We start from the raw sequence: 15,328 nt of genomic DNA, 5'->3' as shown, positions 1-15,328 counted from the left end.
CAATGTCCGCGATTGGGCCGTTCGGAGACGAACCAACTATTGTGAAACCAAAGCCTTCGCCCCTTCTTCTCCAATCCACTTCGCTTTAACACCCCATACGTCAGCGATGACCGCCTCCGACAGAGCTTCTTCCGGTGTCCCGTTTGCAGCCAACCTGCCTTGATCGAGCACCAACACACGATCCGCATGGTTCATCGCCAGCGCAAGATCGTGCAGCACGATCACAACCCCGGCGCCATCATCGGCCACTTTGCGCAGATGGCCGATCAAAGCGAGTTGGTGGGCAATATCGAGCGCCGCGAGCGGCTCATCAGCGAGTATCCAATCCGGCTCCCCCGCAAGCACACGTGCCAGCAAGGCCCGGCCCCGCTCACCGCCGGAAAGTTTGGATATCGGCCTGTCTTGCAGAACGGCGAGATCAAGCGCCATGATTGCTTGGTCGACCGGCGCTTGCGCCGCGTCGCCATGGGGAATGCGCCCGAGCGTGATCAGATTGCGCACCGCGACATCCCACGCGACCTCCCCGTTTTGCGGGAGAAAGCCGATCCGCTTGGCGCGCTCCCTTGGTGCCAGATTGGCTAGGCTGTCTCCGTCAATCCGGACTTCGCCGCTTTCGGATTTAAGCAACCCCGCGAGCGCCGAAAGCAGCGTCGATTTACCCGCGCCATTGGGGCCGCAAATAGCGGTGATCTTGCCCGGGGCAAAAGCGGCGGACACATCCTGCAGCCGGCTTGTAACCGAAAGCTTGTGAACACTCAGGATCATGCCAGCCCCCTTCTCATCCGCAGCAGAAGCCATAAAAAGAACGGCGCGCCGATCAGGCTGAGTGCGATGCCAAGCCGCAATTCTGTGACCAGCGGCAGGATCCGCACGACGCTATCGGCCACCAGCACCAGCAAAGCCCCCGCCAAGGCGCTCGGAATGATAAGAGAGGATGGTTTACGGTCAGTCAGCGGGCGAACCAGATGTGGTACAATTAGCCCGACGAAGCCGATGATTCCGGCCACTGCAACGCCGCTGCCTACGGTCAATCCGACACCGGCTATAAGCCAGGCTTGCAACACAGCAGGCCGCATACCCAGAGACCTTGCCGCAGCATCTCCCAGAACCAGCGCGTCGAGGTCTTTTCGCCCCATCCAGAAGCACGCGATTCCGGCCAAAGTTAGCGGCGCAGCCAGATAGACATCGGACCACGCGCGGTCGGTCAGCGCGCCCATCAGCCATGTCACAATCTCGCTCATCGCAAAGGCGTTGGGAGCGAGGCTGATGGCGAGGCTCATCATCGCACCTGCGAGACTGGCAATCATCATTCCGGCTAGCGTGAACAGGGCAATCCCGCCAGTCCGTCCGGCAATCAGCGCCAGCAGAGCCATTGCTCCAGCCGCTCCAGCAAGCGCGAATACCGGCAACAGCCATGCGCTCGCGGAATAGCCGAACCAGAAACTGGCCACCGCGCCCAGTGCCGCGCCCGGCGCGATGCCAAACAGCCCCGGGTCGGCCAAAGGATTGCGTAGATATCCCTGCATGGCAGCACCTGCGGCTCCTAGCCCTGAGCCGACAATAATCGCGAGCAGCGCCCTCGGCAGCCGCAACTCGCTCAGGATCACCATCGCGTTTGGAGTCAGTCCAAAGTCAAGCCAGATACGGCCGGCGAGGAGCGACAGCGGCAAGGCAACCGCCACCACAAAGAATAACAGAAGGAGGTTCAGATGCTTCACTGTATTCCCGCCCTGATTTCGCGCAACCGCTCCATTGCGCGGATAATGGTCGGCCCGCCGCAATAGAGCAGCGAGCTATCAAATGACGCCTTCCTTGTGCTTGCCAGCCGGTCGATTGCCGGATGGCGCTGCGAACGTTCCTGCCCCGCCAGCAACAGCAATTGCGGTGGGTCCGTGAGCATTTGTTCGAGGCTGAGATAATCCGCCTGTTTGAACCCGCGCGCCGCGCTGTGGCTGGTAAATCCAACACGGCGGATCAATTCGCTGATCAAAGTTCCCGCGCCCGGTACAATCCCGTCCGCCTGCCACAACACGGCTCTTATCGGCTTGAATCCGTCTGCTGGTTGCGCATTTGCAATCGATGCAGAGATGCTCTTAACCAGAGCCTCACCAGCGGCTTGGTCGCCTGCCAATTCGGCCAGTTCGCGAATTTGCCTATCGCTGTCTGCGATAGTGGAAGCGATGCCATATGTTTCGAGTCTGATGCCTTGAGCCTGCAAGGCCTGCCTCGTCGCAGGAGCGATGAAATTGCTCGCGACAACCACATCGGGTTGCAGCGCCATAATCTCCTCAACAGTGCCGCCGGTGACTGCATATTTTCGCGCATCGGCAAGGTCCATCGAGGTCGAATCCGGCGATTGGCTGTAATGCGAAATCGCCAGCAATTGCCCCGGCGCAGCAACCTCCGCCAATATCGCATCGGTGCAGGGATTGAGGCTGACGATTGTCGGCCTGTCTTTGGGTGCACGTGCGACGGGCGGCGTAGAGCATCCCCCCAGCAACACCGCCGCAATGATAGCGAAGCGGATCACATCTTCACTCGCGCCCCGACAAATGCCCCTCGTCCTGCGGTGCTATAACCTGCTGCCGTTTGATATTGCTCATCGGTCACATTCTCGATCCGGCCGAACAGTTCCAAATTATCGCCAAGCGGCATCGAGGCACGCAGAGTCATCACCTGATAGCCATCGAGCCGGGTGAAGTTCCCCGCATCGTCAAAACTGTCGCTGACCATCCGAATATCACCACCAACAATCATTCCGGCGAGCGGCGTTTCCCAATCGGCGGCGAAGGTCAGCGCGTGATTGGGTCTGCGCGCCAGATCATTTCCGAAATTGGCCGCGCTGATTGTGCGGTTTTCACTGTCGACGAATGCATAAGCCAACTTCACACCGAAAGTGTCTGAAGGGTTCGCTCCAAATTCTGCCTCAAATCCATATGCACGGACTTTGCCGACATTGTCGTAGGTTCCGAACTGGCGGTCGGTGCAAATACCTCCAACCACTCCAAAGCAACTCACGAATTCAATCTGGCTTTCGGTATCGCGGCGGAATGCGGTGATGCCTGCATAAAAGAGATCGTTGCGGTTGTTCCACGCGATGCCGAGATCATAGCTAGCACTGCTTTCCGGCCGCAGAGCCTCGTTGCCGAAATCGGAAAAAAGCTGGAACAGGCTGGGGGCTTTGAAACCCTCGCCAATACTGGCCCGGACGCGAACATCGTCAGCAACTTCGTAGCTAATATCCGCGCCGAAGCTGGTGGTGCCGCCAAACCGCGCATGGTCATCATGCCGCGCGCCGAGATGGCCGGAAAGCCCGCCAAATTCTATGCCAAGCTGGGCGTAGGCGCCGCTGCTGCGCGTATCCTGCGGCGCATCAAAATTGGTTTCGAACCGAGTCCATTCGCTCTCAGCGCCAAAATTGACGATCAGCGGTCCGATCGCTCGCCATTCTCCGCGAAATTCGGCGCGGTCCGAATGTCCATCTGCAACAAAACCAGGCCCGGCACCGAATGCCGGGTTGAAATTCATCCGTTCGGTATCGGCAAAGGAATAGGCGGCCGTCAAATATAGTGGGCCATTGTCATAAGCCGCGCCCGCCGATGCAGAATATTGTACCGCCTCCTGAAATTCAGCTGTGTCGATCAAGCCGAATGGCGCAGCATTTGCGAACCCGTCTGTATCAAGCGTTCCCTCAGCATAGCGCCCGCGAGCGAACAGGGTGATTTGGTCTGAGAGATAAAGGCTGGTGCGGCCCGCCAGTGCCCATTGGTCAAATCCGTCCGCTTCGGTGCCATTTTCAGCGGCGGAAAACCCATCGGTGGTGATAGAGCTGGCGGACAGTCCGAGATATGCAGAGTCTGTTTCCAAACCGCCAGTTGCCGTACCGAAGAACGTATCTCGCGCGCCATATTCGGCGCTCGCCTGGACGCCGGTTTCGTCGCGTGTTGTGACCGCCAAGACTCCGCCAATCGCATCTGAGCCCCAAATTGTGCTGTTTGACCCGCGTAGCAGGTCAATCTTGTCGATATTGCCGGATAGCAGGTTGCCAAAATCGAACCCGCCCGCCGGGGCCGCAGGATCCGCAACGCGAACTCCGTCAATCAGGACCAGCAATTGCTCGGCCTCTGCTCCGCGGATGCGAACGCCGGTAAAGCTGCCCATGCCCCCATTGCGGCTGATCGCCACGCCGGGTGCGCGCTCTAAAACGCGGCCTAAATCAGCGCCCTGCACTGCCTCGATTTCATCACGGCCAATAATAGTTACGGCTTGGCCGGTGTCTTCAACTTCGCTGCGGCTTCCTGTCGCGGTTACGGTTATCTGGGCATCAGGCGTTCGAAAATCGTCGAGCCTGAACACATCAGCTCCGGCATCTCCACCAGTGTCTTGTGCTGACAGAGGAACCGTGACTGTCGCCAGGCCACAACTTAACAATAACAGATATTTACGCATATAAACTCCAATCACAAACGATATCGCTCATGATGAAGCAGGCACACGTATTCGCGCCTCTTGCATCTGCCATCGGTGCACCCCGCCCGCCAGCTCGAACGACCATCATTGGCAGGTCTCCTGGCTTCCGGATCATCGCGCCGCTTCCGCCTTCCCAGCTGCCCGAAGACGCACCAGTGGCATAGTGGAAGCAGCCCTCCCCGGTCACAGTTGCGGGGGCAGCGGATGGTTTGGGATTATCCCTCACACCCTTCCCTCTTAGGCCTGCGATGTGCAGGCAACCTATGACGTCCACTTCCCGATACGCTTGGACTTGGCATCGGGCAAGCCTTGCAACAGCCAAGCTTGGATCAACACTTTGTTCAGCATGGCGCTTAACCCAATTTTGCAGTGTGTGCTGCCATGGGACAGTCAGAAATCCCGCGTCGTCAACATAAGCCTGACGGTCTACGCGCCAAGGCGCGCATTGGGCACACCGCCGGCGCGGACAATTGAAGGATACGCTTGGACCAATATTCCGCCTTGACAGCAGAACAGCGCACAGCCGTTTTCCAATCCCGGATGAACCGGAAGAAAATGCCTATGCTTGCTCGGATGAAGGCGAAACTTGGATTTCCATTGGGCTCAACCCTCGGGACAAAACATCGCGGCAGACGGCTCGCGGCTTTGGCTGTTGCAGTCGGCGTGCCGGCAATGGCCGCTCCAGGTCAGTGGGAAGCATTCCAATTGGCCAATGCACAATTGGAAATGGCTGTCGAGGTTCAGCCGATGGGTTTTGAACAACCGGGCATGAGCTTCCCGGGATCGGCGTTCTACTACATCGAAGACAATCAATTGACCGTTGCCGACTTGGAGCCGCGAGAATTGGCGGTTTTCGATGTGACCGGCACGGGAGATACCGAAGCAGCAGAGCTGGTCGCTGCAAAGAATGCCGGAGCAGCAGCCCGCGCCTTCGCCTTGTCCGGTGATGGCATAGGAAAATCGCGCGCGCTGCAATGCATGACGCAGGCAATCTATTACGAAGCAGCAAGCGAGGCGATCGCCGGGCAAGCGGCGGTCGCCCAAGTTGTGCTCAACCGTGTGTCGCATCCAAGCTACCCCAACAGCGTCTGCGGCGTTGTTTTCCAAGGGTCCGAGCGCAAGACTGGTTGCCAGTTCAGCTTTACCTGTGATGGATCGCTTAGGCGTAAGGCCAGCGCAGCGGCTTGGAACCGCGCACGCGGCGTTGCGCAGAACGCGCTTTCAGGTTCTGTCTATCGGCCAGTCGGCTTGGCTACGCATTATCACACCATCTGGATCTATCCCTATTGGGCACCCAGCCTCGATCCGATCGGCACAATCGGCGCGCACCGTTTTTACAAATGGAAAGGTAATGCAGGCAAGCCAGCCGCGTTCAATTCGCGCTATGCCGGTTACGAACCCGTCGCCGCGCCAAATCCGCGTAGCGTGACCGCAGACGATGATGCGAGATCTGTAGCTGATCCGATATCGCTTGCGCGAGCCTATGAAGAGGCCCGAGTTCAAGCCATCGCGGAATCTGGAAACAAGAGCCCGCAAGGATCTCGGTCACCTGCACCGTCCTATTCAGCGAAAGTCGAAGAACGTGGCGGCGACAAGCTCTATACCGCTGAAAACCTGCCTGACAGCGGCACGGTAAAGCCCGAATACGCGAATAGCGGGCGCTGGATTGCTGAACCGAAATAGTACCCGCTGGTGCATCCACGAACAAGTTAACGCGCTCGAAACCTTGTGTTGGAACCAACCCTTAGGCGCTGTGATGTAAAGACTTGTCACGAGCAGCAGCCGGGCACCCAATCATCCACCGTCTGCGCACCAAGTTAACACCGAAGGTTCATCGCTGATATGACTGTCCAATTTGCAGCTGCCCGCACTGCGGCAACCTCCCCGCTCGCCCGCGCTTTTGTTCGCAGGCGCGTGGAACATGTTGCCAATGATAACGACATTAATGGCAATGAGGATCTGCTGTTGCGTGCGGCATTGCGGCATTTTGCCCAGCACGGCTTGGCCGCCGCAAGCGAGGCGCGCAAACAGGCAGAGGCCGCTTTCTTCAGCGGTGACCGGCAGAATTACGATTGGTGGCTAGGCGTGTGCCGTACGCTCGACCGGCGTATGGCAGAAGAGATCGCGCGATCGACGGCGTAGGTATGAACCACTGGCTGATCTACATATAAAAGTTTGGTAATCGCGCATTAACTAAACAGTGACCTATCGTGCTTATGGCGAAAGTCATGGCAAAAAATGCCCCTTTTCAGAAGGCTCTTAAGGTCTTCGCACGGCTTCGGCGCAATGACCCCCTGTCAGGGAGGGTTAAGCGCACTTTGGTGCGCACACTCTATACCCAACCGACCAGTCTGGCGATTGGGGCAATCAATGGCATCGCTTCATCCGCAATCGCGGCTCTGGTCAGCGGTGAACGGGCGCTGCTGATTGCCTGTCTTGTGCTCAGCTTTATTGCAGTCGCCCGGGTCATTGCCGCTCTAGGCCTGTCGCCCGATGACTCGGGTCGCAGCACGCGCCAGTTGGAAGTGGTCTATGAAATCGGGGCCTTCAGCTACGCTTTCGTCATCGGGTTAATTGCCGCAATATCCTTGCTGCTTGATGTGGGCGCTCCAGTCGAAGTTCTGATGATTGCAAATGCAGCGTGCTATGGGGTCGGCATTTGCGCCCGCAATGCTGGCCGTCCAGCAATCGCACTTGGCCAATTAACTTTGGTCTGCATCCCGATTATCGTGGTGGCGCTTTATATCGGCTCATTGCCGTTCATCTTTCTCGCAATGAATATGATCCTGCTGATTCCAGCGATGGCGTCGATAACTCTGAACGTATTTAAGGTCTTACGCGATTCGATTGCCTCGGCTGAAACCAGTGCACGCCTAGCTGAAAAAATGCGTGTCCTTGCACGGACCGATGTCGTGACCGGGCTGGCCAATCGGGCTGGCCTCAATCATGATATGCTCGAGAAATTGAATGCACTGAAGCCTGACGAGGCGCTTGCGCTGTTCTGGCTCGATCTGGATCGCTTCAAAGAAGTGAATGATCTGCTCGGCCATCCTGTGGGCGATCGCGTGCTTACAGAAGTGGCACAACGCCTTAGCGAAGTTGCCCCGGCATCTGCTTGCGTATCGCGCTTCGGCGGAGACGAATTCATCGTGTTTGGCACTGTTGCAGATCGCAAGGAAAGCGAGAAGCTTGCCAGCGAAATTCACGCCGAGATAATGCGCCCGTTTCGCATTGACGGCGAACGCTTGGAAATCGGCGCGTCAATCGGTGTAGCTTTGCTGCCCGATGATGGAACCAGTGCAGATGCATTAATGCAAAATGCCGATTTGGCGTTGTATCATGCGAAGGTAAATGGCCGAAAGCAAACCTGCTTCTACAACGAAACGATGAGCCGCGATCTGGCTCGCCGCCGCGAAATCGAAGCGGAATTGCGCTCTGCCATTCAAAAGGACGAGCTCTCGATATTCTTCCAGCCGATTGTCGATCTGGCCACAGGCCGTATCCGCACATTCGAAGCGTTGGTACGCTGGTTCCACCCAGAGAAGGGCGAACTTCGACCCGATGAATTTATTCCCGTGGCAGAAGAAACTGGCCTGATCATCACCTTGGGCAATTGGATAACCGCGCAAGCTGCCAAAGCCGCCGCCCAATGGCCGGAAGAAGTCACCATCGCAGTAAACCTGTCACCCTTGCAAATCAAAGCGCCCGGCGCGGCGCTAGGTATAAAGAATGCCCTGCGCGAGGCTGGCCTGCACCCATCACGACTTGAGTTGGAAGTGACCGAAAGCCTGTTTGTTGACGATAATTGCGCGACCGAAACGTTTATGGAGGAATTGTCCGACCTCGGCGTGAAATTCGCGCTTGATGATTTTGGCACCGGCTACTCCTCACTTGGCTACATTCAGAAATACCCGTTCAGCAAGATCAAGGTCGATCGCAGCTTCGTTTCTGGCCCGAATGTTGGCAAGAAAACAGACGCAATCATCCACGCTGTGGCTGAACTCGGCTCCAAGTTGGATATGGCGATTGTTGCAGAGGGGTTGGAGACCATCGAACAGGTTCGCACCGTTCGCGAGGCCGGTTGCACCCTCGGCCAAGGTTACTATTTCAGCCGAGCCGTGCCCGATTATCTGGCCGCCATGTTGCTCGCGCAAGAAGATGAAGATTCGACACCGACGCGCGCTCTGGCTTAATCAGCCAAATCGTTTGCCTGGCGATGCCATCAGCATCGCAGCCGGATCGCTCCCAATTGAATAACGTTTGCAGTTCAAGCATCAGCAGCAAGTGCACGAGATGAAAACTCATCCAATCATGCTTATTGCAATTGCGAACTATTTGCAAAGATAGTTAGGGAAACCAGCCCTTTGCAGTTGCAATCCAAACCTCAGCCGCCTAATTCCAAATTCAAACGCCGGACCCTTTCATAGATGGCGCTTCCCCGCGGGACGTGGGGCGCACCAGACGGGTTCGGATCGGCTTGATGGTCCCGCACGTTTTGGAAGGACTACTCCCCCTATGGCTCGCAACAAGATCGCGCTTATCGGCGCTGGAATGATCGGCGGCACGCTCGCCCACCTCGCAGCGATGAAGGAAATGGGCGACGTAGTCCTATTCGACATCGCCGAAGGTATGCCGGCAGGTAAGGCTCTCGATCTGTCGCAAGCCGCTCCTGTTGATGGGTTTGACGTCAATCTTAAGGGGTCTAACGATTATGCCGACATCGCAGGCGCGGACGTAATCATCGTTACCGCCGGTGTCGCACGCAAGCCGGGCATGAGCCGTGATGACCTTCTGGGCATCAACCTGAAAGTCATGGGCGCTGTTGGCGCTGGTATTAAAGAACACGCGCCCGACGCCTTCGTTATCTGCATCACCAACCCATTGGACGCGATGGTATGGGCGCTGCGCGAATATTCGGGCCTGCCGCATAACAAAGTCGTCGGCATGGCCGGTGTTTTGGACAGTGCGCGCTTCCGTCACTTCCTCGCAGACGAATTTAACGTGTCAGTCGAAGACGTCACTGCATTCGTTCTGGGCGGTCACGGCGATACGATGGTTCCGATCCTCGAATATTCGACCGTTGCAGGCATTCCTGTTCCCGACCTCATTAAAATGGGCTGGTCCACGCAAGAGAAAATGGACGCAATTGTTGACCGCACCCGCAAGGGCGGCGGCGAGATTGTCGGACTGCTTGGCAATGGCTCGGCCTATTATGCGCCAGCGACCAGCGCGATCATGATGGCTGAAAGCTTCCTGAAAGATAAGAAGCGCGTTCTGCCAGCCGCAGCCAATTTGACCGGCCAATATGGTATCGACGATTTGTATGTCGGCGTTCCCGTAGTAATCGGCGCTGGCGGTGTTGAGCGGATCGTGGAGATTGAACTCGGCGAAGAAGCCAAGAAGAACTTTGATGTTTCGGTCGATGCGGTGAAGGAACTTCTCGAAGCGTGTAAAGGTATCGACGGCTCACTGGGGTGATTGGGCCGCTCACATACGCCGGCTGGCTGGGCCTCCTTGCGGTTTTCGCGCTTTGGGCTGCGATGTTCCGCTTTGGCAGGCGCGGCGAGTGGGTGTTGGGGGCAGTGTTTACAGTCCCGTTTGCGCTTCCGCTCGCGTGGCTGGAACTTGCGACTGCGGGGCCGCCAATGTTCGCAGACCCATATGGCCGGATGCTGATTATGATAGTTATCGGGCCAATTTCAATCGGGTGGCTGCTTTTCTCATCAGCCCTTTATTCCCGCCAAATTCAGAAAAATAGATCAGACACTTCGGAGACCGTTCAATGTCCATCCTAATTAACAAAGACACCAAGGTCATCACGCAAGGGATGACCGGTGAAACCGGCACTTTCCACACCCAGCAGGCGCTCGATTACGGGACCAAGATGGTTGGCGGTGTGACCCCCGGCAAAGGCGGCACCACGCATATCGGCTTGCCCAATTTCAACACTGTCAGCGAAGCGGTTGCGGCAACCGGCGCGACTGCATCATGCATCTATGTTCCGCCGCCCTTCGCAGCAGACGCAATTTGCGAAGCTATCGACGCGGAAGTCGAGCTGATCATCGCGATTACAGAGGGCATTCCGGTGCTCGATATGGTTCGTGTGAAGGCTGCTCTTGAGGGCTCCAAATCGCGCCTGATCGGCCCGAACTGTCCTGGCGTGCTGACCCCCGGCGAATGTAAGATCGGTATTATGCCCGGTTCGATCTTCAAGAAGGGTTCGGTTGGCGTAGTTTCGCGTTCGGGCACGCTCACCTACGAAGCCGTTCACCAGACCACCATGGTTGGCCTTGGCCAGACCACAGCGGTTGGCATTGGCGGCGATCCGGTTAACGGCACCAATTTTATCGACGTGCTCGACCTGTTCCTGTCCGATGACGACACTAAATCGATGATCATGATCGGTGAAATCGGCGGAAGCGCGGAAGAAGAAGCCGCCGAATTCCTTAAAAACGAGGCAGCCAAGGGCCGCAGCAAGCCTACCGTTGGCTTCATTGCTGGCCGTACGGCGCCTCCGGGACGCCGCATGGGCCATGCAGGCGCAATCGTTTCAGGCGGCAAGGGTGGCGCGGATGACAAGATTGCAGCGATGGAAGCGGCGGGCATCCGCGTTTCCCCCAGCCCAAGCGAACTCGGCACCACGCTCGACGCATTGCTGAAAGAACTCGTCTGATTTGATGCGGGCGCAAACGCCTCCCCGGGAGCGCCCCCATCACCGTGTTTTCCAGACCGTTTGAGGACGGTGTCAAAGGTGACCCCCATGGGCAACGAAAATCTCGACTTTTCACCTGGTGATCCTACTGCGGAAACGCAGAAGGGTCCGTCATGGGGCAACCCGCGTTGGCCATTAGTTGGCGGCGAGAGCGAGGACGAGTTCACTCAGGCACTCGACCCGACAGCGATGTCGATTGCGGTCAAGGAAGCGGCCAAAACTGCTGGCAAAGCGCTTGACCCTGCGGCCGTTGAAGAGGCGGCAGGCGATTCCATCCGCGCGATGTTGCTGGTGCGGCTTTACCGTGTTCGGGGTCACTTGGCGGCAAATCTTGACCCGCTTGGCCTGTCAGGCCGCGAAGTTCCCGAAGATTTGACGCTGGAATGGCACGGTTTTGCCGGACAAGAAGACAAGCAAGTGTATGTCGGCGGCGTATTCGGATTTGAATGGGTCAAGGTCGGCGATTTGTTCGAGCTGCTACGCCGCACATATTGCGGTCATGTCGGCCTCGAATACATGCATATTACCGATACCGAGGAACGCCGGTTCCTTCAGGACAAATTCGAAAGTCCTGAAGACACCATCCAGTTTACCTCGGAAGGTAAAAAAGCGATTCTTGCATCGGTCATTCGCGGGGAGGAATATGAGAACTTCCTCGGCAAGAAATATGTCGGCACGAAACGTTTTGGCCTCGATGGCGGCGAAAGCATGATTCCTGCGCTTGAAGCCGTGATCAAGAATGGCAGCCAAACGGGCGTGCGCGAAATCATTTACGGCATGGCGCATCGCGGCCGTTTGAACGTCCTCGCCAACGTTATGGCGAAGCCTTATAAGGTCATCTTCCACGAATTTTCCGGAGGCAGCGCGAACCCGGAAGACGTCGGCGGCTCGGGCGATGTGAAATATCACCTTGGCACCAGCACCGATCGGGAATTTGACGGCGTCACAGTGCATATGTCGCTGGTCCCCAACCCAAGCCATTTGGAAGCTGTCGACCCGGTCGTACTCGGCAAAACCCGCGCGCAGCAGGCAATTCGAGATGATTTAAGCAAGCACCAACAGGTTCTGCCCGTACTGATTCACGGTGATGCAGCCTTCGCTGGTCAAGGCGTCGTTTGGGAATGCCTGGGACTGTCGGGTGTGCGCGGTTACGATACCGGCGGCTGCATCCACTTTATTATCAACAACCAGATCGGCTTCACCACCAGCCCGAAATTTGCCCGCAACAGCCCCTACCCTTCGGATGTGGCGAAGGGTGTTCAGGCACCGATCCTCCATGTGAATGGCGATGATCCAGAGGCAGTGACCTTTGCTTGCAAGCTTGCAGTTGAATACCGGCAGAAATTCGGCCGCGATATTGTGATCGACATGTGGTGTTATCGCCGGTTTGGCCACAATGAGGGCGACGAACCCAAGTTCACCCAGCCGCTTATGTATGATGCTATTAAAACACATCCTAAAGTTAGCGAAGTCTACGAAAGCCGCTTAGTCCAAGAAGGCCAGATTGAGTCGGGTTATCGCGACGAATTGATCGCCGATTTCACGTCTTTGTTGGAAGATGAATTCCAGGCATCGAAAAGCTACAAGCCTAACGAAGCGGATTGGTTCGCCGGTCGGTGGAGCGGTTTGCACAAGCCTGCCGATGCGGAAGGCGCACGGCGCAATATCGAGACAGCAGTATCTGGAAAACTGTTTGATAGTCTGGGCCGCACGCTGACAACCGTACCCGATGATGTGACGATTCACAAAACTTTGGGCCGCGTTCTCAAAGCCAAGAAAGAAATGTTCGACAGCGCAGACGGTTTCGACTGGGCAACCGCGGAAGCCCTCGCGTTCGGCAGCCTTGTGACCGAAGGTTACGGCGTTCGCCTGTCCGGTCAGGATTCTGGCCGCGGCACGTTCAGCCAGCGTCATGCCGTGTGGGTCGATCAGACCAACGAAGAGAAATACATCCCGTTATCGACGCTGCCGCATGGCAAGTTTGAAGTCTACGACAGCACACTCAGTGAATATGGCGTGCTCGGTTATGAATATGGCTTCGCACTGGCGGACCCGAAAACGCTTGTTCTTTGGGAAGCGCAATTCGGTGATTTCGGCAATGGCGCGCAGATCATGATCGATCAGTTCATCGCCGCTGGTGAAGCAAAATGGCTCCGAGCAAACGGTCTCGTGATGTTGTTGCCGCATGGATATGAAGGCCAAGGGCCAGAGCATTCTTCGGCCCGTTTGGAACGCTTCCTGCAATTGTGTGCGAATGATAATATTCAGGTCTGCAACATCACCACTCCGGCGAATTACTTTCACGTGTTACGCCGGCAGATGCTGCGTCCGTTCCGCAAGCCGCTGATTATCATGACGCCCAAGAGCCTGCTTCGCCATCCGATGGCCAAAAGCAGCGCAGAGGAATTTCAGGGTGATCACCACTTCATGCGGATCAAATCCGACACGAAAGAAATCGCGGATGACAAAGTCAAACGCCTTGTCCTGTGTTCTGGTAAAGTCGCGTATGATTTGATTGAGAAGCGCGACGAAGTGGGTATCGACGATATATCCATCGTCCGCATCGAGCAGATCTACCCCTTCCCTGGTGAACCGCTCACGGGGCGTATCAAGCGTATGAAAAATCTCGAAGAGATCGTCTGGTGTCAGGAAGAGCCGCAAAATAATGGCGCATGGACATTCGTCGATCGCCTTATCGAAGATGCCGCATTCGCGGCAGGCAAGAACTTGCGTCCAATCTATGCTGGACGTGAACCTGCCGCCTCACCTGCGACCGGATTGGCCAAGCGCCATCAAGCGCAGCAAGAGGGGCTCGTCAGCCTTGCACTCGACCTATCTAACACTGGCAAGACCGCCAAAGTCACCCTTTCCCGACCCAACAATGGCAAGAAGGCCTAAGGAACACAGATTATGGCCACAGAAATCACAGTCCCCGCGCTCGGTGAATCGGTTACCGAAGGCACCATCGGAGAATGGCTGAAGAAGCCCGGTGACGCAGTTGCGGTCGACGAACCGATTTGCAGCCTGGAAACCGACAAGGTCGCTATCGAGGTGCCTTCCTCGGTTGCTGGCGTTATCAGTGAGTTGAAAGCCGAAGTTGGCGATACGGTCGAAGTTGGCGCGGTAATAGCGCTGGTCGAAGCGGGCGCGACACCGGCTGCAACTGGTGAAAACGCAGGCCGCGCCGCGCAACAGCGCGATGAAAGCAAGGCTGCTCCTGCCGAAACGCAAGCGTCCGATGCATCGCAAACGCTCTCTCCAGCCGTGCGCCGCGCCGTATTGGAACACGGTATCGACCCATCGACAGTCAAGGGCACTGGCAAGGATGGCCGTCTGACCAAGGAGGATGTGATCGCAGCTGCAAAGGTTAGGGGCGATACCCCTGCCACCGCACCTGCAGAAGCAGCAGCCCCGGCCACTGCTCCGGCTACCGCCTCGACAAGTGGGCGCAACACTGAACGGGTGAAGATGACCCGCCTGCGTCAAACAATCGCCAAGCGGCTTAAGAGCGCGCAGGATAATGCTGCGTTGCTGACCACTTTCAATGATGTCGACATGACAGCGGTGATCGAGGCGCGGACCAAATACAAAGATCTGTTCGCTAAAAAGCATGACATTAAACTTGGCTTCATGGGCTTCTTCGCGAAAGCCGCGCACCTGGCCTTGAAAGATGTGCCTAGCGTCAATGCCCAGATTGATGGCGACGAGATTGTCTATCATGATTATATCGATATTTCGGTCGCGGTTAGCGCGCCTAACGGTCTGGTCGTTCCGGTTGTTCGCGATGTTGATAAGAAGGGCTTTGCCCAAATCGAGAAAGACATTGCCGGTTTCGGCAAAGCTGCGCGGGATGGCACACTGACCATGGCCGACATGACTGGCGGCACGTTCACCATTTCCAACGGCGGCGTATTTGGCTCGCTGATGTCGACCCCGATCATCAACCCGCCGCAAAGCGCCGTTCTTGGGCTGCATCGGATCGAAGACCGCGCAGTTGTGGTCAATGGCGAGATCGTTATCCGCCCGATGATGTACATCGCCCTCAGCTATGACCACCGCTTGGTCGATGGCCGCGAGGCAGTGACCGCACTGAAAATTATCAAGGAAGCAATCGAAGATCCGACACGGATGCTGATCGATCTCTGA

At 56.8% G+C, this 15,328-nt stretch carries 12 protein-coding genes and 1 riboswitch; of the genes, 8 read left to right on the top strand and 4 right to left on the bottom strand.

Going from position 1 to position 15,328, the window contains the following annotated elements:
- Window positions 1-36: 36 nt before the first annotated feature.
- From GRI36_RS07265 to GRI36_RS07250, 4 genes are read right to left on the bottom strand one after another with little or no spacing between them, the layout of a single operon-like run.
- Window positions 37-765, bottom strand: a complete 729-nt coding sequence (locus GRI36_RS07265) for an ABC transporter ATP-binding protein (protein WP_160597854.1) — start codon at window positions 763-765, stop codon at window positions 37-39.
- Entirely contained in the window at window positions 762-1,709 is a 948-nt protein-coding gene (locus GRI36_RS07260; RefSeq protein WP_160599117.1) for a FecCD family ABC transporter permease, read from the bottom strand. Before GRI36_RS07260 ends, GRI36_RS07265 begins: the two co-directional genes overlap by 4 nt.
- Window positions 1,710-1,714: 5 nt before the next feature.
- Complete coding sequence (locus GRI36_RS07255; protein ID WP_160597853.1) at window positions 1,715-2,530, bottom strand: ABC transporter substrate-binding protein; 816 nt, start codon at window positions 2,528-2,530, stop codon at window positions 1,715-1,717.
- On the bottom strand, window positions 2,527-4,449 hold the full coding sequence (locus GRI36_RS07250; protein WP_160597852.1) for a TonB-dependent receptor plug domain-containing protein: 1,923 nt from the start codon (window positions 4,447-4,449) through the stop codon (window positions 2,527-2,529). The genes GRI36_RS07255 and GRI36_RS07250 overlap by 4 nt, the downstream gene beginning before the upstream one ends.
- Before the next feature lie 93 nt (window positions 4,450-4,542).
- Window positions 4,543-4,750: riboswitch (cobalamin riboswitch) on the bottom strand.
- Between GRI36_RS07250 and GRI36_RS07245 the strand changes: the two genes are divergently transcribed.
- The 8 genes from GRI36_RS07245 (at window position 4,721) to odhB (ending at window position 15,328) form a co-directional block, all read left to right on the top strand.
- The gene (locus GRI36_RS07245; RefSeq protein ID WP_160597851.1) at window positions 4,721-4,975 is read left to right on the top strand and encodes a hypothetical protein; all 255 of its coding nucleotides are present in this window, start codon (window positions 4,721-4,723) and stop codon (window positions 4,973-4,975) included. (Overlaps the previous riboswitch by 30 nt.)
- A gap of 50 nt (window positions 4,976-5,025) precedes the next feature.
- Window positions 5,026-6,153: a cell wall hydrolase gene (locus tag GRI36_RS07240; RefSeq protein WP_235902188.1), complete on the top strand. Its 1,128-nt coding sequence runs from the start codon at window positions 5,026-5,028 to the stop codon at window positions 6,151-6,153.
- 159 nt (window positions 6,154-6,312) lie between these two features.
- Window positions 6,313-6,612, top strand: a complete 300-nt coding sequence (locus GRI36_RS07235; RefSeq protein ID WP_160597850.1) for a hypothetical protein — start codon at window positions 6,313-6,315, stop codon at window positions 6,610-6,612.
- A gap of 86 nt (window positions 6,613-6,698) precedes the next feature.
- Window positions 6,699-8,663, top strand: a complete 1,965-nt coding sequence (locus GRI36_RS07230) for a putative bifunctional diguanylate cyclase/phosphodiesterase (protein WP_160597849.1) — start codon at window positions 6,699-6,701, stop codon at window positions 8,661-8,663.
- A 322-nt stretch (window positions 8,664-8,985) separates the two neighbouring features.
- Complete coding sequence (mdh, locus tag GRI36_RS07225) at window positions 8,986-9,948, top strand: malate dehydrogenase (RefSeq protein WP_160597848.1); 963 nt, start codon at window positions 8,986-8,988, stop codon at window positions 9,946-9,948.
- Between the two features lie 304 nt (window positions 9,949-10,252).
- On the top strand, window positions 10,253-11,143 hold the full coding sequence (gene sucD, locus GRI36_RS07220; protein WP_160597847.1) for a succinate--CoA ligase subunit alpha: 891 nt from the start codon (window positions 10,253-10,255) through the stop codon (window positions 11,141-11,143).
- Between the two features lie 87 nt (window positions 11,144-11,230).
- Window positions 11,231-14,080, top strand: coding sequence for a 2-oxoglutarate dehydrogenase E1 component (locus GRI36_RS07215; RefSeq protein WP_160597846.1), 2,850 nt, complete (start codon window positions 11,231-11,233; stop codon window positions 14,078-14,080).
- 12 nt (window positions 14,081-14,092) lie between these two features.
- The gene (gene odhB / locus GRI36_RS07210) at window positions 14,093-15,328 is read left to right on the top strand and encodes a 2-oxoglutarate dehydrogenase complex dihydrolipoyllysine-residue succinyltransferase (RefSeq protein ID WP_160597845.1); all 1,236 of its coding nucleotides are present in this window, start codon (window positions 14,093-14,095) and stop codon (window positions 15,326-15,328) included.

This window comes from Pontixanthobacter gangjinensis (assembly GCF_009827545.1).
Taxonomy (GTDB): Bacteria; Pseudomonadota; Alphaproteobacteria; order Sphingomonadales; family Sphingomonadaceae; genus Pontixanthobacter; species Pontixanthobacter gangjinensis.
Note: the sequence above shows the minus strand (reverse complement) of the source record. Positions and strands in the feature narration are given on the sequence as shown.

Excerpts from the sequence above, each read along its gene's own strand:
- GRI36_RS07265 (WP_160597854.1), bottom strand. The coding sequence starts at position 765 with ATGATCCTGAGTGTTCACAAGCTTTCGGTTACAAGCCGGCTGCAGGAT.
- GRI36_RS07250 (WP_160597852.1), bottom strand. The coding sequence starts at position 4,449 with ATGCGTAAATATCTGTTATTGTTAAGTTGTGGCCTGGCGACAGTCACG.
- GRI36_RS07240 (WP_235902188.1), top strand. The coding sequence starts at position 5,026 with ATGCCTATGCTTGCTCGGATGAAGGCGAAACTTGGATTTCCATTGGGC.
- GRI36_RS07235 (WP_160597850.1), top strand. The coding sequence starts at position 6,313 with ATGACTGTCCAATTTGCAGCTGCCCGCACTGCGGCAACCTCCCCGCTC.
- GRI36_RS07230 (WP_160597849.1), top strand. The coding sequence starts at position 6,699 with ATGGCAAAAAATGCCCCTTTTCAGAAGGCTCTTAAGGTCTTCGCACGG.
- mdh (WP_160597848.1), top strand. The coding sequence starts at position 8,986 with ATGGCTCGCAACAAGATCGCGCTTATCGGCGCTGGAATGATCGGCGGC.
- sucD (WP_160597847.1), top strand. The coding sequence starts at position 10,253 with ATGTCCATCCTAATTAACAAAGACACCAAGGTCATCACGCAAGGGATG.
- GRI36_RS07215 (WP_160597846.1), top strand. The coding sequence starts at position 11,231 with ATGGGCAACGAAAATCTCGACTTTTCACCTGGTGATCCTACTGCGGAA.
- odhB (WP_160597845.1), top strand. The coding sequence starts at position 14,093 with ATGGCCACAGAAATCACAGTCCCCGCGCTCGGTGAATCGGTTACCGAA.